Here is a 20,548-nt window from a genome sequence, read left to right on the forward strand (position 1 = left end):
TATTCCTGAAGCCATTATTCATAGCGCAATACATCCGCCGGCTGAACTTTTGCCGCCCGCCAAGCGGGATAAAGTGTCGACAGGAACGTCAGACCAAAGGCGGCCAATACGATACGACTGACATCATTCCACTGCAGGCGTGAAGGCAGGTCGCTAATGAAATAGACCCCAGCATCCAGGAACTGAATCCCCAGCGTTCCTTCCACCCAGCCAATCAGATCCGCAATGGTCAGCGCCAGCAGCACACCCACGGCCACCCCAACAGCGATACCAATCAGCCCGATGGCCATGCCCTGAACAATAAAAATCCCCATAATAGAGCTCGGTTTAGCACCGATAGTCCGCAGAATGGCGATATCCGCGCGTTTATCGGTGACGACCATGACCAGCGTCGAGACGATATTAAACGCCGCCACGGCGATAATCACAGTTAACAGTAGCGCGATCATGCGCTTTTCCATCTGTATCGCCTGGAAAAGATTGCCTTGAGAGAAAGTCCAATCGCTGCCCCGATACTCCGGGCCAAGCTCATTGAGAATCGCCTGGGTCTCGCTACTGGCAGCAAACAGATCATCCAGCTGGAGGCGAAGCCCGCCAACCGCATCACCCAGGCGCGCAAGAGTCTGCATATCTTCAATATTGGCGTAGGCCAAATTAGCGTCTAGTTCGGCACCGACGCTAAAAATACCGCTAACGGTAAAGCGTTTTAAGCGTGGAAAGACCCCGGCGGGGGTAATTGATGCTTCGGGTACCAGCAGCGTTACTCGATCCCCCACGCCAACGCCCAAGTTGCGCGCCAGCATTGAGCCCAGCACCACATGCCACTCTCCGGGAACCAGATCGGTCAATTCACCTTGGCGCATGTGCTCACCAATAATTGACACTCGGTCTTCCCATTCCGGGTTGATGCCATTGACCATGGCTCCCTGATTACGCCCGCCCACGGAGAACATACCTTGTTGCTCAACGTAGGGCGCCGCACCAATGACCCGCTCCCTTTGCATAAGCTCTTCAGCCAGAGCCTGCCATTCAACCATGCCCTCCCGGGACTCAATTTTAGCGTGGGGCACCATGCCTAAAATACGTGTGCGCAGCTCATGGTCGAAGCCATTCATCACCGACAGCACCAAAATAAGTACGGCGACCCCCAGCATTAGCCCCAACATCGAGGTGAGCGAAATAAACGAAATAAAGTGGTTCCGGCGTTTAGCGCGCACGTAGCGCAGCCCCACCAGAAAAGGCAAACGATCAAGCATGGCGTCATTCCTTATCAATAAGCGCTCATGGTACGGTTTTTTTAGTCTCTCTGCATGTTCAAACGGCCATTAGAGCGGCCTTCGCCGTGAGCGTTCAGAATAAAAACGTTACGCTTGCAACTTGCCCCGCCACACCCTACATTGCGCCGATTTACTGCTGACAGTGGGGCTGCGCTTTTATGACGTATCGTTTGCTACCCGAATGGTATCCCCAAGATGGGATACAACTGACCTGGCCACGCCCAGACGGCGATTGGGCGCCTCTGCTTGCGCGCATCGAAGCCACCCTCGAGCGTATCGTGATGGCCACCGCGCGCTATCAGCGTGTGCTTATTTGCGTACCAGACGAACTAACCAAGCAGCGCTTGGCCGATACTTTTCACGCCTACGCTGTGCCCGCTGAACGCCTGCAGCTTATTGTCGCACCCACCGACGATACCTGGGCGCGGGATCATGGCCCGATCAGCGTGGTCGATGAAGATGGCCAATGTGTCTTGCTCGACTACACGTTCACCGGCTGGGGTGGAAAATTTCCCGCCGAACGCGATAACTTGCTCACCCAGTGGCTTGCCGATGCGGGGGCCTGGGCCTGCCCGGTGGCCTCGCGGAATCTGGTACTGGAAGGCGGCGGTATAGAAACTGACGGCGAAGGCACCCTGCTCACCACCGAAGCATGCCTGCTTAACCCCAACCGTAACCCCACGCTATCCCGAGCAGAGGTAGAAGCGCAGCTTGGCGAAGACTTCGGCGTTGACCGTGTGCTGTGGCTGGCCAACGGCCATTTAGAGGGCGATGATACCGACAGCCATATTGATACCCTGGCACGCTTCTGCAACCCAACCACCATCGCCTATGTGCGTTGTGACGACCCTCACGACCCGCACTACGCGGCCTTGGCGGCGATGGAGCAAGAACTGCAGTCTTTCCGGCAACGCAATGGTGAACCCTACCGGCTTGTTCCACTGCCCTGGCCCCAAGCCTGCTTTGACCCGGAAGATGGCCACCGCCTGCCCGCCACCTACGCAAATTTCCTGATCATCAATCAGGCCGTACTGGTGCCTACCTACGGCGACCCGGCGGATGTCACTGCACTGAACGCGCTAGCGGTTGCTTTTCCTGAGCACACGCTAATTCCGATTGAGTGCGTAAGCGTTATTCGCCAACATGGCAGCCTGCACTGTTTAACCATGCAGCTTCCACAAGGCACGCTTGCCCGGGGCACGCCTGCCACGACCGCTATTTGCTAAAGGAGTCACCATGTCGACAACGCTAACCGTCGCTGTTGTGCAGCAACCCGCGTGGCCGGACAAAGCCCAAAGCCTGTCAGCAAGCGAAGAAGGTATCCGTAGCGCCGCTAAACAAGGCGCGCAGTTGGTACTGCTACAAGAACTGCACGCCACCCACTACTTCTGCCAATTTGAAGACCCTGCCCTGTTTGATCTAGCGGAACCGCTGGATGGCCCTACCGGCCAGCGCCTGGCGGCGCTCGCTAAAGAGTTGAATATTGTGCTGGTTGGGTCGCTATTTGAACGCCGCGCTCCAGGGCTATACCACAATACTGCGGTGGTCTATGACCGCGCCAAGGGCCGGGTAGGTCAGTATCGTAAGATGCACATTCCCGATGATCCCGGGTTTTATGAGAAGTTTTACTTCACGCCGGGTGATCATGACAGCACCCGCGGAGAAGGCTTTACTCCGATCGAAACATCCGTGGGCCGTCTCGGCGTCTTGGTCTGCTGGGATCAGTGGTACCCCGAAGCCGCCCGTCTTATGGCGCTAGCCGGTGCCGATTTACTGCTCTACCCCACGGCGATCGGCTGGGATCCCAATGACGACGGGGAAGAAAAGAGCCGCCAAAAAGATGCCTGGACAGTGATTCAGCGCGCCCACGGTGTCGCCAACGGCTTGCCGGTTCTAGTCGCCAACCGGGTTGGCTTTGAGGCGGATCATTCTGGGGTGGGAGACGGCATTCAGTTCTGGGGCGGCAGCTTCGTCTGCGGACCACAAGGTGAACTATTGGCCCATGCGGGGGAAGAGACTGAACAGTTAGTCGTTCAGCTAGATATGGCGCGCAGTGAAAATACCCGCCGCATCTGGCCCTATCTGCGCGATCGTCGTGTGGACGCTTATGGGGATCTGACTCGCCGCTACCGCGACTAGTAGGCTTGGCCTTAGTCTTAAAGATGAAAACGTAAAAACGCCTGCCTTGGCTAAATACCGAGGCAGGCGTTTTTCATTATATAACGCTCTTTTTATGCGTTCTGGCTTGGCGTGTTATTTCCAGAAATCGCGGATCGATGCGATTCCTTGAGCGCCCACGGCACGGGCATGATTGGCATCAAAGCGCGTCATGCCACCCAGTGCGAATACCGGCATGCCTGCGCGCTCTACCAACTGCTGGAAATCATGCCAGCCGAGCGGGAATACTTCCGGGTGTGACGGTGTGGTGCGCAGCGGCGATAAGCTAACAAAGTCGCAGCCTAACACCGCCGCCTGGGTAAGCTGCGTTTGGTTGTGTGTTGATGCGGACAGCCACTTGCTTTCGGCAATCGGACGACGTTCGAGCTGCATCAAACGCTCGCTGGTCAAATGAATGCCATCGGCGTCAATGTGATCAAGCAGCGTCGGCTCACCATTGAGCAGCAGTCGCGCGCCGTACTCACGACACAGGCTCAAGGCACGCTGGGCACGAGCCAGATAAGCCGCTTCATCCAACTGCTTGGCGCGCAGTTGTACCAGGCGAATTTTGTCTTCACGCAGCGCGCGTTCCAAAAACGCATCGAAACGCGCCTCATCCAACTCTTCCCCGGTAATTAAATACTCGGTAGGCAACCTTACCGCTCGCAGAATCGGCAAATTAGCCGCCGGGAAGGGGTAGTTGGAGAGCTCGCTCATGGGCACCCAGCGCACCGCCTGCCCTTCACGACCAAAGGGCTCGCCAGCAAACTCATGCACTTGCCATACATCGAGCAAGATATGCTTGTCGGGGTACTCATGGTGGACGCGAATCAACGGCTGGGCACAAACAATCTCAACGCCTAGCTCTTCGTGCAGTTCACGCTTTAACCCTTCAAGACCTGTTTCATAAGGGGCCAGTTTGCCGCCTGGAAACTCCCAAAGCCCGCCATGATCTACGTTTGATGGCCGACGAGCGATCAGTACTTGCTGTTGATCGGCGCTGATAATCGCTGCCGCCGCGACGTGAACCCGTCGTTTTACCTTTATGCTCATAGACTCATATACTCGTTACGTCTTTATCCACTGCGTGCACCAATGCTAAAGGCATCGGTGCTATATCGCTGCGTGTGCCCACTACCCCTGCCAACCAACGCCCCACACAGGGGGAGACTGATTAGCTGCGGTAATCCGCGTTAATAGACACATAGTCATGGGAGAGGTCGGAGGTCCATACCGTGGCACTTTCCTCGCCGCGCCCCAAGTTAATGCGAATGGTAATTTCTGACTCGGCCATGACGGCGCTTCCTGCCGCTTCGGTATAGCCTGCAGCACGCCCGCCATTTTCAACTAGACGTACATCGCCTAAATCAATCACCACACGGTTGACATCAAAGTCGCTTACAGGCGCTCGTCCTACCGCGGCCAAAATACGCCCCCAATTAGCATCTGAAGCGTAAAGCGCTGTTTTGACTAGCGGTGAGTGCGCAACAGTAAAGGCCACATCGAGCGCCTCTTGACGACTTTTCGCTTCGTCGACCTGAAGGGTAACGAATTTGGTTGCGCCCTCGGCGTCGCGAATAATCGCCTGCGCCAGCTCGGTCATTACCCGCTGCAAGGCGTTGCTGAAAACGGCAATCTGCTCATCGTCGGCAATGCGGGAGCCTGTGCCGGTCGCTGCCAACATACAAGCGTCATTGGTAGAGGTATCGCTATCCACCGTGATGCAGTTAAACGAGCGATCGACGGTTTCACGCAGTAGCCGATCCAGCAGCGGTGCTTCGATAGTTGCATCGGTCACCACAAAGCCCAGCATGGTCGCCATATTGGGCTTAATCATGCCAGACCCTTTCGTGATGCCGTTAATCGTTACCTGCTGATTGCCTATTTCAACCGTGACACTGGCGCCTTTGGCACGAGTATCGGTGGTTAAAATACCTTGGCCTGCGTGTTCCCAGGCAACACTGTCGCTGGCCATGCTTTCAAGTGCCGGTGCCAATCCCGCTAGCAGACGCTCCATCGGCAGCGGCTCGCCAATTACGCCGGTTGAAAACGGCAGCACGTCCTGCGACGACACACCGGCTTGTTTAGCCAGTTCTGCACAGCTAGCCCTGGCATCCCGCAAACCTGCTTCACCCGTACCTGCGTTAGCATTGCCAGTGTTGATCAGCCAAAAGCGTGGCGAACGGTGTTCTGCCCGGCACTGCTCGAGGTGTTGCTTGGCCACCAAAACGGGCGCTGCGCAGAACGCATTACGGGTAAAGACCCCAGACACCGTCACGGTCTCGGGCAGTTCAATCACCACTACATCACGACGATCCGGCTTTTTGATACCCGCCATTGCAACCCCCAGGCGCACCCCTTTTAGGGGTGGCAACTCTGGAAAGGGAGTGTTTCCAACCGCCATGATTTTCTCCTTTAGACAAAGACCGTTTCACAGACCGTCTCAAAAAACGGTCTCAAAACGGGCGCCGTTAGCTTAGTTTTCCACAGCACTGCTTGTACTTTTTACCCGAGCCACAAAAACACGGGTCGTTGCGGCCCACTTTCGGGCCTTCGCGACGCACAGGGCGGCCATCAACACCAGGCGCTTCCTGCTCAGTTTCGGGCTGCTCCTGGGTCGGGGTGTCATGACGGCTTGCCGCCGTGGCGGTTTCCCGCGCCAGCGCTTCGCGGCGCTGTTGCTCAAGGGCGTCTACTTCCTCGGGCTGACGAACCTGTACGTGGCTCAGAATACGCGTCACATCGGCTTTAATGTGCTCTAACAGCTGCTGGAAGAGTTCAAAGGATTCACGCTTGTACTCTTGCTTGGGGTTTTTCTGAGCATAGCCACGTAGGTGGATACCGCGACGCAAATGATCCATCGACTGAAGGTGTTCTTTCCAACGCGTGTCCAGCACTTGCAGCATGACCTGCTTCTCAAAGCGACGAATCAGCTTCTCGCCAGCCGCCTCGATTTTGGCTGCATAGGCCTCGCGGTGCATCGTCTGCAGCCGTTCACGCAACTGCTCTTCACTAAAGCGATCATCTTCGGCGGCCCATTTAACCACCGGTGCGTCAAGGTTGAACTCCGTCTTCAAGTGCGCTTCCAAGCCGGGCAGATCCCACTGCTCGGGCAGGCTTTGGGGCGGCACGTAGTCGCTGATGGCCGTCTCCATCACCTCTTCGCGGATACCAATAACGGCATCAGCCACATCGTCCGCGGCCAGAATCTCATTGCGCTGGTCGTAGATCACTCGACGCTGATCGTTGGCAACATCGTCGTACTCAAGTAGCTGCTTACGAATATCGAAGTTACGCCCTTCAACTTTCTTCTGGGCACGCTCAACGGCGTTAGAGACCATTTTATGCTCAATGGCTTCGCCATGCTCAAGCCCCAATGCCTGCATCAAGCGTTTGACGCGGTCAGAGCCGAACAGGCGCATCAGACTATCTTCAAGCGACAAGAAGAAGCGCGTTGAGCCGGGGTCACCCTGGCGTCCGGCACGGCCACGCAGCTGGTTATCGATACGCCGGGACTCGTGGCGTTCAGAGCCCACCACATGCAGGCCGCCAGCGGCGAGCACACCATCGTGGCGCGCTTGCCACTCGACTTTTAACGCCTCAACCTGTTCTTGGATAGGGTTTTGCAGCTTGGCGACTTCAGCCTCCCAGTTACCGCCTAGAACGATATCGGTGCCACGACCGGCCATGTTAGTGGCGATCGTAATCGCCCCTGGGCGGCCTGCCTGAGCAATGATCTCCGCTTCACTCTGGTGCTGCTTGGCGTTAAGCACATTGAACGTAAGGCCCGCCTCGCGCATCAGCTTGGCAAGGTACTCGGATGTCTCAATAGAAGCCGTACCCACCAGCACTGGACGCCCGGCTTCGGTCTCGGTTTTGACATCTTTGATGATCGCTTCGTACTTCTCTTCCGCGCTCAAATAAACCAGATCGTTGAGGTCTTTACGGGCCAGTGGCCGATTGGTGGGAATCACCACCACGTCGAGGCCGTAAATTTGCCGAAACTCAAAGGCTTCAGTATCCGCCGTACCGGTCATCCCGGCGAGTTTTTCATACAGACGGAAGTAGTTCTGGAACGTCGTTGAGGCTAGCGTTTGGCTTTCGCGCTGCACCGTGACGCCCTCTTTGGCCTCGACGGCTTGGTGCAACCCTTCCGACCAGCGGCGCCCGGGCATAGAGCGGCCGGTGTGCTCGTCGACGATCACCACCTGACCTTCAGAGATGATGTAGTCGACATCACGGTTATAGAGATGGCGGGCGCGCAGCGCCGAGTGCATATGCTGAAGCAAGTTAAGGTTTTGCGCGGCATACAGCGACTCGTCATCGCCCAATAAACCTTCAGCGCGCATCAGCTCTTCAACTTTATTATGCCCCTGCTCGGTTAACTCTACTTGCTTCTGCTTCTCGTCGACCAAGAAGTCACCAACAACCGTGGCTTCCTCATCTTCAATCTCTTCGCCTTTTTCAAGCTGCTGGGCAAGTTGATTGACGACTTTATAGAGGTCGGTATTCTCATCGACCGCACCGGAAATAATCAGCGGCGTACGCGCTTCATCGATAAGAATCGAGTCAACTTCATCGACAATCGCATAGTGCAGGCCACGCTGAACTTTATCTTCTAACGAGAACGCCATGTTATCGCGTAGATAATCGAAGCCGAACTCGTTGTTGGTGCCATAGGTAATATCACACTGGTACGCATGACGCTTCTCTTCGCCTGTCTGGCCGGAGAAAATGACGCCAATGGTAAGGCCCAGAAATTCATACAGCGGACGCATCCACTCAGCATCACGGCGAGCCAGGTAGTCGTTCACCGTGACCACGTGCACCCCTTTACCCGGCAATGCATTCAGGTACACCGCCAGCGTCGCCACCAGCGTTTTACCCTCACCGGTTTTCATTTCAGCGATGCGGCCACGGTGCAGGGTCATGCCGCCTACCATCTGCACATCGAAGTGACGCATGCCCATAACGCGCTTACTGGCTTCTCGCACGATCGCAAAGGCGGGCGCTAACAGCGAATCAAGCGATTCACCGGCTTCTAAGCGCTGGCGCAGCTCGGCGGTTTTACCTTGCAGTTCAGCATCGCTAATCGCCTCAAGCTCTGCTTCTAATGCGTTAATCTGCGGCACCTTCTTGTGCATGCGTTTGACATCGCGGTCGTTTTTAGAGCCCACGACTTTTCGTAATAAATTATTAAGCATGAAATATCCAAGTATTCACGAGCGTCCCAGCGGACATTGCCCTTTCAATGCATGCTGTTTATCTCTAGAGCATGCACAAAGTAGATGTATTATCGACAGACTTAGCGGGAAGGCGGGCCGCGCTGGGTCAAGACATCCCGGGCGGCGACCAGCATAGCCATCGGGGCTAGCCAGAGACATAGACGCCGAACAGGCGCAAAGCGCTGGGGGCTTTGAGCAAAACGTTGCAGCGCGCGCCGACGCCTGGCCACCCAGTGGGACTGGGCGCGTAAAATCGCGGGCACCCAGAAACAGATCGTGACGCTACGCTCACCGCCGCGGAATGCATCTGCAGGGCCTAAACTGGCGGGTAAAAGACAACTCACCAACAGACCGGCCAGCCACCAACGCGCTAAACCGTAACGGCGATGGCGCCGCGGCAAAGCTGATTGAACATCAAGCGTAGGTGACATGCTGTAGACCGGCTCCTGAGCGTGGTAGAGTTTACTAATCAGCCATCGGCGAAGGTGGCCGACGTCATTAGTAGCGGTGCCTAAACAGCAGCACCCTAGGAATTAAGCGTATGAGTATAAAGGTTAAGCGTTCTCGCGCACAGCCCATCGCCCGTCTGCTCTCCAAGTCGGGTGATATTAATCAGTTAATGCGCCTATCTCGTCTCATCGATCAGGCCCAGCGACACTTGCGCGCCCACTTGCCCGAAGAGATGCGCGAACATATTTTTGTGGGTGGCTTTAGCGAAGGTCGTTTAACCCTGATTAGCGGTCAGGCGAGCTGGCTGACGTGGTTACGCTTCGAACAGCGGCGCTTATTGGAACTGCTCCATCAACTGCCTGGCTTTGAAGGAGTCAGCGGCTTTACCTTTAAGGTACGCCCTGTACGCCCTATTGTGGCACCAAAGCGTAACACGCGTAGTCTGTCGGCCGACGCGGGCAAAACCCTTTCCGAGTGCGCTGAAGATACTACCAATCCAGCGCTAAAACGTGCCTTGGAACGGCTTGCATCTCATGCTCGGCCAGCCAAGTAACGCTCACACCATTTTCTCTTCCCATCAGGCTTAGTGCCTTATCGCCACACTCTTAAAAGCATAAAGCACCGCCTAAGCGATGCTTTATGAATCAAAAAGTAAAAAAGCGCTAATATAAAAAGCGAAGCCTAGCTACATCACGCCATTGCAGGTGCGGCATAAGAGATCGGCGCAACCGCCTTTTCCTCTTCAAAGGTGACAATTTCATAGGCATCGGGCTGCGCCATCAATTCGCGGCAGAGCTGATTATTGAGTGCGTGGCCAGATTTCACCCCACGGAACTCGCCGATCAGGCTATAACCCAGCTGGTACAAGTCACCGATAGCATCCAATACTTTGTGCTTAACAAACTCATCTTCGTAGCGCAGGCCGCCTTCATTAACGATGCGGTAATCATCCACCACAATGGCGTTGTCTAGACTTCCGCCTAGCGCCAGATTGTTAGAGCGTAAGAACTCTAGGTCACGCATAAATCCAAAAGTACGTGCACGGGAAACTTCTTTAACGAAGGACGTGGTCGAGAAATCGATCAACGCGGTCTGTTTCTGCTGCTCAAAAACAGGATGATCAAAGTCGATTGCAAAGGAGACTTTGAACCCTTGATGGGGTAAGAACACCGCTTCTTTATCGCCATCGGTCACCGCTACACGGTGCTTGATGCGAATGAATTTCTTCGCAGCATCCTGCTCTAAAATTCCCGCTGATTGGATTAAAAACACAAATGGACTCGCACTGCCGTCCATAATAGGCACTTCAGGTTCACTAACATCCACATAGGCGTTATCGATACCCAACCCAGCAAAGGCCGACATCAGGTGCTCAACGGTAGCTACCTTGACCCCGTTAAACACAAGAGCAGTACATAGCTTGGTATCTTCAACCAATTCTGCCCGTGCGGGAACGTGCGCAACGGGATCCAGATCGGTTCTAACAAACACAATCCCAGTATTGGCCGGCGCCGGACGCAGAGCTAAGTGGACTTTTTTGCCAGAATGCAGGCCCACTCCGGTGGCGCGAATGACGTTTTGTAGGGTGCGTTGTCTGATCATGGATAGTAGCCGAGCTCTAATGACGGTAATAACCGCAGGGGAAAAGTTATCAAACAGTGTTCACTTTAACAGCAAACGAGCGTTTTAGCCAATAAAACGCTCGCTCGCTGTTGCAATGAGCCTGATAGCGAGAATCAATCCGCCTGGCGGCGTAGAAACGCGGGGATGTCCAGATAGTCATCGGCTTCGGAAGCGCGACGCTTTTCAGGACGCGGTTTTGCGGCCGCTTCGGGTGCTTCAGCGCGTGCTGTTGCCTGCTGACGCATTACCGTTGGCTGTTGCAACTTGCGGTAATCCGAGGACTCTGCAGCTGACCGACGGGCAGGCTCGCGCGCGGCCGCCTTAGGCTTTTGCCCGTCCAAGCCGGCGGCAACAACAGTGACACGCAGCTCGTCGGACATTTCCATATCAATGGAGGTGCCGACGACAATGGTGGCATCTGGAGACGCAAACTCCTGGACGGTAGCGCCTACATCGTTGAACTCGCCGATCGACAAATCGGGGCCTGCAGTAATGTTGACCAAGATACCGCGTGCGCCGTGAAGGTCGATATCTTCCAGCAGCGGGCTGCGGATCGCTTTCTCGGCGGCTTCGCGAGCACGATTTTCACCCGTGGCACCACCGGTACCCATCATCGCCATGCCCATTTCAGACATAACGGTGCGCACATCAGCAAAATCGACGTTGATGATGCCCGGGCTGGTGATCAGTTCTGCGATACCTTGAACAGCCCCCAGCAGCACATCGTTCGCCGCACTAAAGGCCGTCAGTAGCGTGGCACTCTTGCCCAGCACAGAAAGCAATTTTTCATTAGGAATAGTGATCAGCGAATCCACGTGCTCAGAGAGCTCTTTCATGCCCTCTTCAGCAGCGCGCATACGCTTTGGCCCTTCAAAGGGGAAGGGGCGCGTCACTACCGCAACGGTGAGAATCCCCAGTTCCTTGGCGACCTGGGCAACCACCGGCGCACCTCCTGTGCCCGTACCACCGCCCATACCAGCAGTGATGAAGACCATATCGGCACCGACCAGCAATTCCGCAATGCGTTCGCGGTCTTCCATTGCGGCTTGGCGGCCCACGTCGGGATTGGCACCTGCGCCTAATCCTTTAGTGATTTCGCTACCCAATTGCAACACCGTCTTCGCTGCACAGCGTTTCAGCGCCTGGGCGTCCGTGTTGGCGCAGATAAACTCAACGCCTTCAATATTGCTTTCGACCATGTGGTTAACAGCATTGCCGCCACCGCCGCCAACGCCAACCACTTTGATGACCGCACTGCTCGAGGGTGCGTTATCTACCAATTCGAACATAAGCCCCGTCTCCTGAACCGCGCTTGCGGCCCTGTCAGAAATTTCCTTTGAACCAGCCTTTAATTCTTGCCAGCGCCGAATGGTCTTCCTTGATATCACGCCGGGCAAGCTCGTTACGGCCCTTATGGGCTGCAACCACTCCCCCGTGGCTTCTTAGACCTTGCCCATGACGCGTTTCCTGCAAGGCATAATGCAGCAGACCAACGCCCGTCGCATAAATGGGATTACAAACGACGTCAGCCAAACCTCTTACATTCTGCGGACATGCGATACGAACGGGCATATGGAAAATCTCTTCTGCCAATTCGCTAACCCCTTCCATGCGCGAGGTACCGCCGGTAAGCACTATCCCAGCAGCCACCATGTCTTCATAGCCACTACGGCGCAATTCGTCTCTCACTAGCGTAAATAGCTCTTCGTAGCGTGGTTCTACCACTTCAGCAAGCGCTTGGCGCGATAGATCACGCGCTGGACGATCACCTACGCTAGGTACTTTAATCATTTCATCGCTGGCGGCTAAATGGGTTAGCGCGCAAGCGTATTTAACTTTGATCTCTTCAGCGTGCTGCGTGGGTGTTCGCAACGCCATGGCGATATCGTTAGTGACTTGATCCCCGGCGATAGGAATCACCGCCGTATGGCGTATGGCGCCTTCGCTGAAAATAGCCATGTCGGTGGTTCCACCACCAATGTCGACCATACAGACGCCCAGTTCACGCTCATCTTCAGTCAGCACGGCCATACTAGAGGCGAGCTGCTCTAAGATAATAGCATCAACTTCAAGACCGCAGCGGCGCACACACTTCTCAATATTCTGCACCGCGTTTAATGCGGCTGTCACTAAGTGCACCTGTGCTTCCAAGCGCACACCGGACATGCCAAGCGGCTCACGAATGCCCCCCTGGGCATCAATCGAGAACTCTTGGGGCAGCACATGCAGCACTCGCTGGCCTTCAGAGATGGCACGCGCCCGCGCGGAGTCAATCACACGTTCAATATCGGAGGGCGTTACCTCACGCTCTTTAATAGCGACAACGCCATCCGAGTTCATTGAACTGATATGGCTGCCTGCCACGCCAACGTATACCGAGTGAATATCACAACCAGCCATTAATTCTGCTTCTTCAACGGCGCGCTGGATAGACTGCACAGTCGATTCAATATTGATCACTACGCCACGCTTCATGCCACGCGAAGGATGCGAACCAATACCTGCAATTTCAATTCCGCCGTCGTCGGTAGGTTGACCGACTATCGCGACGACCTTGGACGTTCCAATGTCCAGCCCGACCACCATATTGGATGCGTTGGGTGAGCCTGCCATGAGTCGGGAAATCTCCTTGCGTCATTGTTAAAAATAAATATAAATAGGGTGGCGCTTAATCTAACGCTTAACATTGAAAGCGTGCTACCCAAAATAATCAGTGCTGCTTTTCAGACAATCGCTAAGTACCAATAGTCGAAATTAAAAACTATTTAACCCGCCTCTGGCCCATAGTATAGAAACAATAGTCGCAATACGACTAGTACAAATCCACAATAATAGGCTTGGGTAGCAATTTAAAGCCGATTACTGGCTTTTTCAACGATGGCAACCACTCACTTTTACACCTTATTTGCATCAAGTAATAGAAGAGCTACTCATCTTGCACCGTAAATTCACTTTCTCCATGCCAAGCAACAGCAACACCGTTAGGGTAGCGCAGGTCAATATAACGAATCTGATCGCCCAGAGACGACAACTCACGCTGCCATGAAGCCGACAATCGTGCTAAGCGCACTTCATGCTGACGCCGACCTAACATCACCCAAGCGCCATCGTTTAATTGTAGCCGCCAGGCACCGCGCGGCTCTAAACGAAGTTGAGTAAGATTCAACGATAACTGTTCAAAGTGAAGTTTTAACCGGTGGTAATAATCCAGCACTTCTTCACTGCTTCCAGCAGGGCCAGCGAGATCGGGTAAACCTGCAGGTGGTGATAATGGCGCAAAAGCGAAAGGCTCACCTTCAGGGTTAAGCAAGAAGTCATCATTCCAGCGTGCGACAGGCTGCTGTTCAACCAGCTCAAACACCAGTGCATTCGGCCACTCACGGGAAATGCGCACTTCGTTTAACCAACCCACTTGCAGTGCACGGTCGCGTAATTCACCCAAATCAGCTGATAACCAGGTGGCATCAACCACCAGGGGCGCCAACTGAGTACGCAGGTAGTCAGCGCTGACGTACTCCCATTCACCGCGAATAGACACACGTTCAATCGGACGATCCAGCCACAGCCAAAGCGCCCGCCCGCCAGCTCCCATAAGTAGCGCCAGCAGGAGAATTCCCAACCAAGCGTTACGCTTTTTCATAAGGCACTTTTTAAAAAGGCGCTTTTAAACAGGTCATTACTCATGCTGCGAACTGCTCGCCTGCGGTATTGAGTATTCGTAACACTAGATCATCAAAGCTAATGCCCGCATGAGCCGCCGCTTGAGGTACCAAACTATGATCGGTCATACCTGGCACCGTATTGACTTCCAACAGCCAAAAACGCCCTTCACTATCACGCATGACATCAACCCGGCCCCAGCCGACTCCACCGATAGCGGCAAACGCCTGCTGGCAAAGCAATGCAAGCTCAGCCTCATGTTGCGCCGACAAACCGCAGGGCAAGTGATACTGGGTGGTATTAGCGATATATTTGGCCTCGTAGTCGTAGAAACCACCCGGTACTTCAACACGAATCGCCGGCAGCACCTGATCACCTAGCAGCGCAACGGTATACTCTTCACCCACCACAAAACGCTCTGCCATCACGCGGGCGTCGAACTGGGCCGCCTCGTGATAAGCCGCTTCAAGCGCTGCCTGGCTTTTTACAATGCTAATACCCAGCGTCGACCCCTCATGCACAGGCTTCACAATCAACGGCAAGCCAAGTTGCTCGACCACGGCGGACCACTCCGCCGTTGCCTCCAACATAATACTTTCCGGAGTGGGTAGCCCAACTGCGCTCCATACCTGCTTGGTGCGCTGCTTATCCATCCCCAGGGCCGAAGCAAGCACCCCGCTGCCGGTATAAGGAATGTCGAGCAGTTCTAGCGCGCCCTGTAGGGTGCCGTCTTCCCCGCCGCGGCCATGCAGAGCCACAAAGACAAGCGAAGGAGCCAGTTGTTCCAAGCCCACTAGGCCGTTGTCGCGGGGATCATAGCCGCAGGCGTTGACACCTTTACGCTGCAGCGCCGCAAGCACCGCCGACCCGCTTTTCAGCGACACCTCGCGTTCAGCAGAGGTGCCACCGTAAACGACAACGACTTTTTCAAGAGACTGGGGGGTTGCTACGTCAACACTCACAGATCCACCTCGTTCATCGCTAGCTGTGCCTGGGCCAGGCGCAGGGAGATCCCACCCACATCACCGGCACCCTGGGTTATTAAAATATCGCCTGGGCGCAATACGTTGGTTAACAGCGCAGGCAGTTCGTGTTTATGCTCAACAAATAGCGGGTCGACGTCACCACGCTGACGAATGGAGCCCGCCAAGGTTTTTCCTTCGGCACCAGGAATAACCGCTTCACCGGCACTGTAAACATCAAGCAGCACAAGCGTATCGACTTGAGAAAGCACCCTGACAAAATCTTCGTATAAATCGCGGGTACGGCTATAGCGATGGGGCTGATAAAGCATGACTAGGCGACGATCTGGCCAGCCTGCACGAATCGCCTGAATGACCATATCAACTTCACGAGGATGGTGGCCATAGTCATCCACCAGCATGATATCGCCGCCCCCTTGGGGTGCAGGGAAATGGCCATGCACCTGAAAACGGCGACCAACACCGGCAAAACCTGCCAGACCGCTCAAAATAGCGCTATCGCTCACACCGGCATCGGTGGCTACCACAATTGCCGCCATGGCGTTTAGAGCATTGTGGCGCCCCGGCATAGCCAAACGGACATTTAACGGCGCAGCGCCACCAGGGCGTAGCGCCGTGAACGTCACTTCACCGCCACGCTGGGCAAAATCAACAATCCGGTAATCGGCATCGCTATCAAACCCATAGGTCACGAACTGCCGCTTCACCTGTTCACACAGCACGCGCACATGGGGGTCATCGATACACAGCACAGCCAAGCCATAAAACGGCAAGTTGTGTAGGAATTCGATAAAGGTACTTTTGAGCCGTTCAAAGTCGCCGCCATAGGTCGCCATATGGTCAGCATCGATATTGGTGACAACCGACACCATCGGCTGTAGATGCAAAAAGGAGGCGTCGGACTCATCGGCTTCGGCAACTAAATAGTCGCCCTCACCTAAGCGGGCATTGGCACCGGCACTGGTCAGCTTGCCACCAATCACAAAGGTGGGATCGAGCCCCCCTTCAGCCAGCAGTGTTGCCGTCAAGCTGGTCGTGGTGGTTTTACCATGAGTACCCGCCACGGCAATACCGTGACGAAAACGCATTAGTTCAGCGAGCATTTCAGCCCGGCGCACCACCGGCACGCGGTGCTCATGGGCCCAGCGTATTTCTGGATTGGTTTCATCAATGGCGCTCGACACCACCACCACATCAGCGCCCTCGACATTGGCCTCGGCATGCCCGATCGCTACACCAACACCGCATTGCCGCAGCCGCTCCACGACCGAAGAGGTTTTCGCATCACTACCGCTCACGGTGTAACCTTGATTCGCTAACACCTCGGCAATACCGCACATCCCTGCACCACCAATGCCGACAAAATGGAGTCGCCGAATTCGGCGCATGCCGGGGCCAGCGGCAGAACGTGAGGGTGTCATGGTTTTGTCTGAATCGATCACGCAGAGTCTCCTAACGGCACCATCGCCAAACACCCTTCAGCCAAGCGCTTTGTGGCGTCTAAATGGGCGGCCTGACGTGCATTCGCCGCCATCGCAGCCAGGGTATTTGGGACGAGCAATTGATTTAAAAATTCACTTAACCGCTCAACGGTGAGCTCAGACTGAACCACGCACTTGGCCGCCCCCGCCTTGACGAGTACCTGGGCGTTGATCCGCTGATGGTCATCAACGGCAAAAGGAAACGGCACTAGCAGCGCTGGCTTGGCCGCGGCAGCCAACTCCGCGACAGTCAAGGCGCCTGAGCGACACACCACTAAGTCGGCCCACTCATAGGCAGCGGCCATATCGTCAATAAAGGGGCTAACCTCGGCGCTCACGCCGTGCTGCTGATAATTTTCAGCAGTGGTCTTTTCACGGTTTTTACCCGCCTGATGGCGCACCTGGGGGCGACGCTCAATGGGCAGAGCTGCCAGCGCGGGGGCCAAGCGCTCGTTAAGGGCGACGGCACCGAGCGAGCCTCCCACCACCAGCAACCGCAGAGGCCTTGCAGAGAGGCTCTCCGCATCTCTTGGGGTGTTCCCTAAGGCGGCGATATCGTCACGCACTGGATTGCCAATGACATCGGCACGCGCCCCAAAGGCCTCGGGGAAAGCGGCATAGGTACGCTTGGCGAGTCGCGACAGCACGCGATTGGTCAGGCCTGCCACGGCATTCTGCTCATGGATCACTAAAGGAACGCGCGTCAGCCAAGCAGCTAACCCGCCAGGACCACTGGCAAAGCCACCCAAGCCGACCACCACATGAGGCTTGAAGTCGCGAATAACCGCACGCGCCTGCAGTACCGCACGGCTAAGGTTTAGCGGTGCTTTTAGCCAGCCCGTCAAGCCATTGCCGCGCAGCCCGCTAACCGCAATGGTATGTAATGTAATGCCCGCTTCGGGCACCAGGCGGTTTTCAATCCCTCTAGGACTGCCCAACCACTCAACGTCGACCTGCTGCGCCTGCAAAGCGTTGGCGAGTGACAAGGCTGGGAACACGTGGCCGCCGGTGCCCCCCGCCATAATCAGTACTCGTCGGCTAACGTTAGTCGTCACATCAAACTCCTGATAGCACCAAGCGACATAGCGTTACGATAAACGCGGTTCATGGCGCGATTTATAGGGGGTGGACGCGCGTCGGGGGCGATGACGTGTTTCAGCATCCGTGCGTAGCAGTAGTCCAACCATTACGCCTGTTACTAGCAGGCTAGAGCCGCCATAGCTCATCAGCGGCAGCGTTAGCCCTTTAGTCGGCAACAGCCCGGAACTTACCGCCATGTTAATAAACGCCTGAGCGGCTACGACAAAGCCGATGCCGTAGCTTACATAAGCGCCAAATAGGTGCCCTGCCAGCTCAGCTTTGCGCCCTATCCACATAGCGCGGGCAATAAACAGCGTGAACAACAGCACGACGATAATCGCGCCGATCATGCCCAACTCTTCAGCGATGACGGCAAAGATAAAGTCGGTATGCGCTTCGGGCAGGTAATGCAGTTTTTGCACACTGTTACCCAAGCCAGTACCGGTGACGTGCCCCCGTCCGAAGGCGATTAACGCTTGAGTTAACTGGTAGCCGGTCGCAAACTGATCGGCCCAGGGGTCTAAAAAACTGGTCCACCGGGCCAGCCGGTAGGGCTCGATCAACACCATTACAACCGCCCCGGAGCCGAGCAGCAGCCCGCTGCCAACCAGCAGCACCAGCGAGGCACCGCACATCATCAGCATGCCAATCACGCAGACGGTAAAGACCACCATCCCGCCGAAATCAGGTGCTAAAAATAGCAGCCCAACCGGTACGGCCAGCACGGCCAGAGGGCGCCACATGCTGAACGCTCGACGACGCAAATCGTAGGTAAAACGCGACATAAACGCCGCCATATAGAAAATCAGCCCGACTTTGGCAAATTCAGAGACCTGCAAACTCGGCAAGGGCCCCGGCAACGCTATCCAGCGCTTACTACCATTGATCTCCTGACCAACAATCAGCACCAAAACCAATAGAAAAATAGTGGCGAGCAGAATTAGCGCTGCGTTTTGGCGCCACACTTCAAGCGGCACACAGAGCATAAATACGCAGGCGATGATGGCAAGCACCAGGAAAACGCCGTGCTGACGTGAGTAGTGATAGGTATCTTCCAGCAAGCCAATCGACGCCGAGCTGACCATGACCCAACCCAACCCCGCCAAGGCCACCGCCGCTACAATGAGCCACACGTCGCAGGGTAGATCCCGAGTGGTAAGCACCGCGCGCAGACGCTGAATTCGACTCATGGCGCTTCCTCGGCTGTAGTCGATGCTTTATCCAGCACCCAGCGACGAAACGCCTCGCCGCGCGCTGGGTAATTGGCAAATTGATCCAGGCTTGCACAGGCGGGTGAGAGCAGCACACAGTCACCCGGCTGGGCGAGTTCAAACGCTGCCTGCATGGCCTGGGTTAAATCGTCAACTTGCTGGGTCGTTACGTGCCCATGCAGCGCCTCGGCCAGTAGCGGAGCGTCTCTGCCAAACAACAGCACGTGACGCGCGCAGGCTGTTAAGGGTTTGGCCAACGGGGTAAAATCTGCGCCTTTGCCAATCCCGCCCGCGAGTAAAATCAAACGGCCTTCCAGCGTTGCGCCAATGCCGTTAATCGCCGCCAGCGTGGCCCCAACATTGGTGCCTTTGGTGTCGTTAACCCAGGTGACGCCGTTAATTTCTGCAATCACTTCGCTGCGGTGTACCAAGCCTTTAAATTCCCGCAGCGCGCTGCACATGGGCTCAGCCGCAAAGCCCAGCACCTGCCCCATGGCCAGTGCCGCCAAAGCATTGAGATAGTTGTGCTGGCCGGCCATTTTTAACTCATCAATAGCCAACCAAGGGGTGAAGCCCTGCATTAACGTCAGCTTCTCGTGGTGAAGCGCCAGCCCCCACTCGCTCCCCTTTGAGGCTGCTTGCGTAAAGTAAGTCACTTGGTCAACGGGATATTCAGGCCACGTGTTAGGATCATCGGCATTCACCACGGCGTGCTTGGCACCCATAAAAATACGCTGTTTGGCGGTACGATAGCCGTGCATATCCCCATGGCGATCCAGGTGGTCTTCGGATAAGTTCAGAAAGGCAGCACAACTGGCATTCAGGTGGGGCGTCATTTCAAGCTGAAAGCTTGAAAGTTCTAAGATATAGAGCGCGGCATCGGGATGGCTGGCCAACAGATCCAGCGCGGGGGTACCAAGATTTCCCCCTACCGCCGCATTAACACCGGCAGCAGCGGCCATTTCTCCCAGCAGCGAAGTGACTGTTGACTTGGCATTGGATCCGGTAATAGCGGCGATGGGGGCGTTAGCGGCGCGTACAAAGAGGGCTATCTCGCCCACCACCATCGGTTCACCTGTGTGCGGGTTTAGTTGATCCGCCAGCTCTATCAAACCCGGCATTCTCGGATCAAGACCAGGGCTAACCACTACCTCTTCAACATCACGCAGATCCAGCGACGTTAACGGGCCACAGTGAACTTCAACATCCGGATGAGCGGCTTTAAAGTCATCCAACCCCGGAGGTTCGGCACGTGTATCCGCTACCATGTAGGGCACTTTCAAGCGGCTTAAATGGCGGCATATCGCTCGACCCGACAGCCCCAGCCCCACCACTAGCGTTAATCCTTTAGCAACTCGAACCATCACCGGCTTCCTCTCGCCTCATGCTCTCGACCCGTCG

General features: G+C 55.6%; 17 protein-coding genes. 3 read left to right on the forward strand and 14 right to left on the reverse strand.

Translation table 11 applies throughout. The annotated features are described in order from the left end of the window. Positions 1-14: 14 nt before the first annotated feature. Positions 15-1,256, reverse strand: coding sequence for a lipoprotein-releasing ABC transporter permease subunit (locus tag HALA3H3_RS22970; RefSeq protein ID WP_022523891.1), 1,242 nt, complete (start codon positions 1,254-1,256; stop codon positions 15-17). Between the two features lie 179 nt (positions 1,257-1,435). Between HALA3H3_RS22970 and HALA3H3_RS22975 the strand changes: the two genes are divergently transcribed. Then, positions 1,436-2,503, forward strand: coding sequence for an agmatine deiminase family protein (locus HALA3H3_RS22975; protein WP_022523892.1), 1,068 nt, complete (start codon positions 1,436-1,438; stop codon positions 2,501-2,503). 10 nt (positions 2,504-2,513) lie between these two features. Next, positions 2,514-3,416 carry a carbon-nitrogen hydrolase gene (locus HALA3H3_RS22980; RefSeq protein ID WP_022523893.1) on the forward strand — a complete coding sequence of 301 codons (903 nt, stop codon included), beginning with the start codon at positions 2,514-2,516 and terminating at the stop codon, positions 3,414-3,416. A gap of 114 nt (positions 3,417-3,530) precedes the next feature. Here the strand turns inward: HALA3H3_RS22980 and HALA3H3_RS22985 are convergent, their stop codons facing one another. The 4 genes from HALA3H3_RS22985 to HALA3H3_RS23000 all read right to left on the reverse strand — a co-directional run bounded on the left by HALA3H3_RS22985 (position 3,531) and on the right by HALA3H3_RS23000 (position 9,090). Next, positions 3,531-4,487, reverse strand: coding sequence for a Nudix family hydrolase (locus HALA3H3_RS22985; protein ID WP_022523894.1), 957 nt, complete (start codon positions 4,485-4,487; stop codon positions 3,531-3,533). Between the two features lie 121 nt (positions 4,488-4,608). Next, entirely contained in the window at positions 4,609-5,838 is a 1,230-nt protein-coding gene (argJ, locus tag HALA3H3_RS22990; protein WP_022523895.1) for a bifunctional glutamate N-acetyltransferase/amino-acid acetyltransferase ArgJ, read from the reverse strand. A 67-nt stretch (positions 5,839-5,905) separates the two neighbouring features. Continuing rightward, positions 5,906-8,638, reverse strand: coding sequence for a preprotein translocase subunit SecA (secA, locus tag HALA3H3_RS22995; RefSeq protein WP_022523896.1), 2,733 nt, complete (start codon positions 8,636-8,638; stop codon positions 5,906-5,908). A 101-nt stretch (positions 8,639-8,739) separates the two neighbouring features. Next, entirely contained in the window at positions 8,740-9,090 is a 351-nt protein-coding gene (locus HALA3H3_RS23000; RefSeq protein WP_022523897.1) for a hypothetical protein, read from the reverse strand. Positions 9,091-9,200: 110 nt separating this feature from the next. On the opposite strand from HALA3H3_RS23000, the gene HALA3H3_RS23005 reads away from it, so the two are divergent. After that, positions 9,201-9,662, forward strand: a complete 462-nt coding sequence (locus tag HALA3H3_RS23005; RefSeq protein ID WP_009286397.1) for a DUF721 domain-containing protein — start codon at positions 9,201-9,203, stop codon at positions 9,660-9,662. Positions 9,663-9,799: 137 nt separating this feature from the next. On the opposite strand, the gene lpxC is transcribed toward HALA3H3_RS23005, so the two are convergent. The 9 genes from lpxC to murD form a co-directional block, all read right to left on the reverse strand. After that, positions 9,800-10,711 carry a UDP-3-O-acyl-N-acetylglucosamine deacetylase gene (lpxC, locus tag HALA3H3_RS23010; protein ID WP_009286396.1) on the reverse strand — a complete coding sequence of 304 codons (912 nt, stop codon included), beginning with the start codon at positions 10,709-10,711 and terminating at the stop codon, positions 9,800-9,802. Between the two features lie 134 nt (positions 10,712-10,845). Continuing rightward, positions 10,846-12,021, reverse strand: a complete 1,176-nt coding sequence (ftsZ, locus tag HALA3H3_RS23015) for a cell division protein FtsZ (RefSeq protein WP_022523898.1) — start codon at positions 12,019-12,021, stop codon at positions 10,846-10,848. A 34-nt stretch (positions 12,022-12,055) separates the two neighbouring features. Then, entirely contained in the window at positions 12,056-13,345 is a 1,290-nt protein-coding gene (gene ftsA / locus HALA3H3_RS23020; RefSeq protein WP_022523899.1) for a cell division protein FtsA, read from the reverse strand. 313 nt (positions 13,346-13,658) lie between these two features. After that, positions 13,659-14,372 (reverse strand): cell division protein FtsQ/DivIB, encoded by a 714-nt coding sequence (locus HALA3H3_RS23025; protein WP_009286395.1) that lies wholly within the window; start codon positions 14,370-14,372, stop codon positions 13,659-13,661. 40 nt (positions 14,373-14,412) lie between these two features. Next, positions 14,413-15,354, reverse strand: a complete 942-nt coding sequence (locus HALA3H3_RS23030) for a D-alanine--D-alanine ligase (RefSeq protein WP_022523900.1) — start codon at positions 15,352-15,354, stop codon at positions 14,413-14,415. Next, entirely contained in the window at positions 15,351-16,796 is a 1,446-nt protein-coding gene (gene murC, locus HALA3H3_RS23035) for a UDP-N-acetylmuramate--L-alanine ligase (protein WP_027959097.1), read from the reverse strand. Before murC ends, HALA3H3_RS23030 begins: the two co-directional genes overlap by 4 nt. Positions 16,797-16,813: 17 nt before the next feature. Then, positions 16,814-17,911 carry an undecaprenyldiphospho-muramoylpentapeptide beta-N-acetylglucosaminyltransferase gene (murG, locus tag HALA3H3_RS23040; RefSeq protein WP_022523902.1) on the reverse strand — a complete coding sequence of 366 codons (1,098 nt, stop codon included), beginning with the start codon at positions 17,909-17,911 and terminating at the stop codon, positions 16,814-16,816. Positions 17,912-17,944: 33 nt separating this feature from the next. After that, complete coding sequence (ftsW, locus tag HALA3H3_RS23045; protein WP_022523903.1) at positions 17,945-19,126, reverse strand: putative lipid II flippase FtsW; 1,182 nt, start codon at positions 19,124-19,126, stop codon at positions 17,945-17,947. After that, positions 19,123-20,511, reverse strand: coding sequence for a UDP-N-acetylmuramoyl-L-alanine--D-glutamate ligase (gene murD / locus HALA3H3_RS23050; RefSeq protein WP_022523904.1), 1,389 nt, complete (start codon positions 20,509-20,511; stop codon positions 19,123-19,125). Before murD ends, ftsW begins: the two co-directional genes overlap by 4 nt. Positions 20,512-20,548 lie beyond the last annotated feature (37 nt).

It is taken from the genome of Halomonas sp. A3H3 (genome assembly GCF_000982975.1).
GTDB classification, from domain to species: domain Bacteria; phylum Pseudomonadota; class Gammaproteobacteria; order Pseudomonadales; family Halomonadaceae; genus Vreelandella; species Vreelandella titanicae.

Bases quoted from the DNA above. Each gene is read 5' to 3' on its own strand.
- HALA3H3_RS23025 (WP_009286395.1), bottom strand. From the start codon at position 14,372: ATGAAAAAGCGTAACGCTTGGTTGGGAATTCTCCTGCTGGCGCTACTT.
- HALA3H3_RS22970 (WP_022523891.1), bottom strand. From the start codon at position 1,256: ATGCTTGATCGTTTGCCTTTTCTGGTGGGGCTGCGCTACGTGCGCGCT.
- ftsW (WP_022523903.1), bottom strand. From the start codon at position 19,126: ATGAGTCGAATTCAGCGTCTGCGCGCGGTGCTTACCACTCGGGATCTA.
- murC (WP_027959097.1), bottom strand. From the start codon at position 16,796: ATGACACCCTCACGTTCTGCCGCTGGCCCCGGCATGCGCCGAATTCGG.
- secA (WP_022523896.1), bottom strand. From the start codon at position 8,638: ATGCTTAATAATTTATTACGAAAAGTCGTGGGCTCTAAAAACGACCGC.
- HALA3H3_RS22980 (WP_022523893.1), top strand. From the start codon at position 2,514: ATGTCGACAACGCTAACCGTCGCTGTTGTGCAGCAACCCGCGTGGCCG.
- lpxC (WP_009286396.1), bottom strand. From the start codon at position 10,711: ATGATCAGACAACGCACCCTACAAAACGTCATTCGCGCCACCGGAGTG.
- HALA3H3_RS22975 (WP_022523892.1), top strand. From the start codon at position 1,436: ATGACGTATCGTTTGCTACCCGAATGGTATCCCCAAGATGGGATACAA.
- HALA3H3_RS23005 (WP_009286397.1), top strand. From the start codon at position 9,201: ATGAGTATAAAGGTTAAGCGTTCTCGCGCACAGCCCATCGCCCGTCTG.
- murD (WP_022523904.1), bottom strand. From the start codon at position 20,511: ATGGTTCGAGTTGCTAAAGGATTAACGCTAGTGGTGGGGCTGGGGCTG.
- ftsA (WP_022523899.1), bottom strand. From the start codon at position 13,345: ATGGCAGGCTCACCCAACGCATCCAATATGGTGGTCGGGCTGGACATT.
- ftsZ (WP_022523898.1), bottom strand. From the start codon at position 12,021: ATGTTCGAATTGGTAGATAACGCACCCTCGAGCAGTGCGGTCATCAAA.
- HALA3H3_RS23000 (WP_022523897.1), bottom strand. From the start codon at position 9,090: ATGTCACCTACGCTTGATGTTCAATCAGCTTTGCCGCGGCGCCATCGC.
- argJ (WP_022523895.1), bottom strand. From the start codon at position 5,838: ATGGCGGTTGGAAACACTCCCTTTCCAGAGTTGCCACCCCTAAAAGGG.
- HALA3H3_RS22985 (WP_022523894.1), bottom strand. From the start codon at position 4,487: ATGAGCATAAAGGTAAAACGACGGGTTCACGTCGCGGCGGCAGCGATT.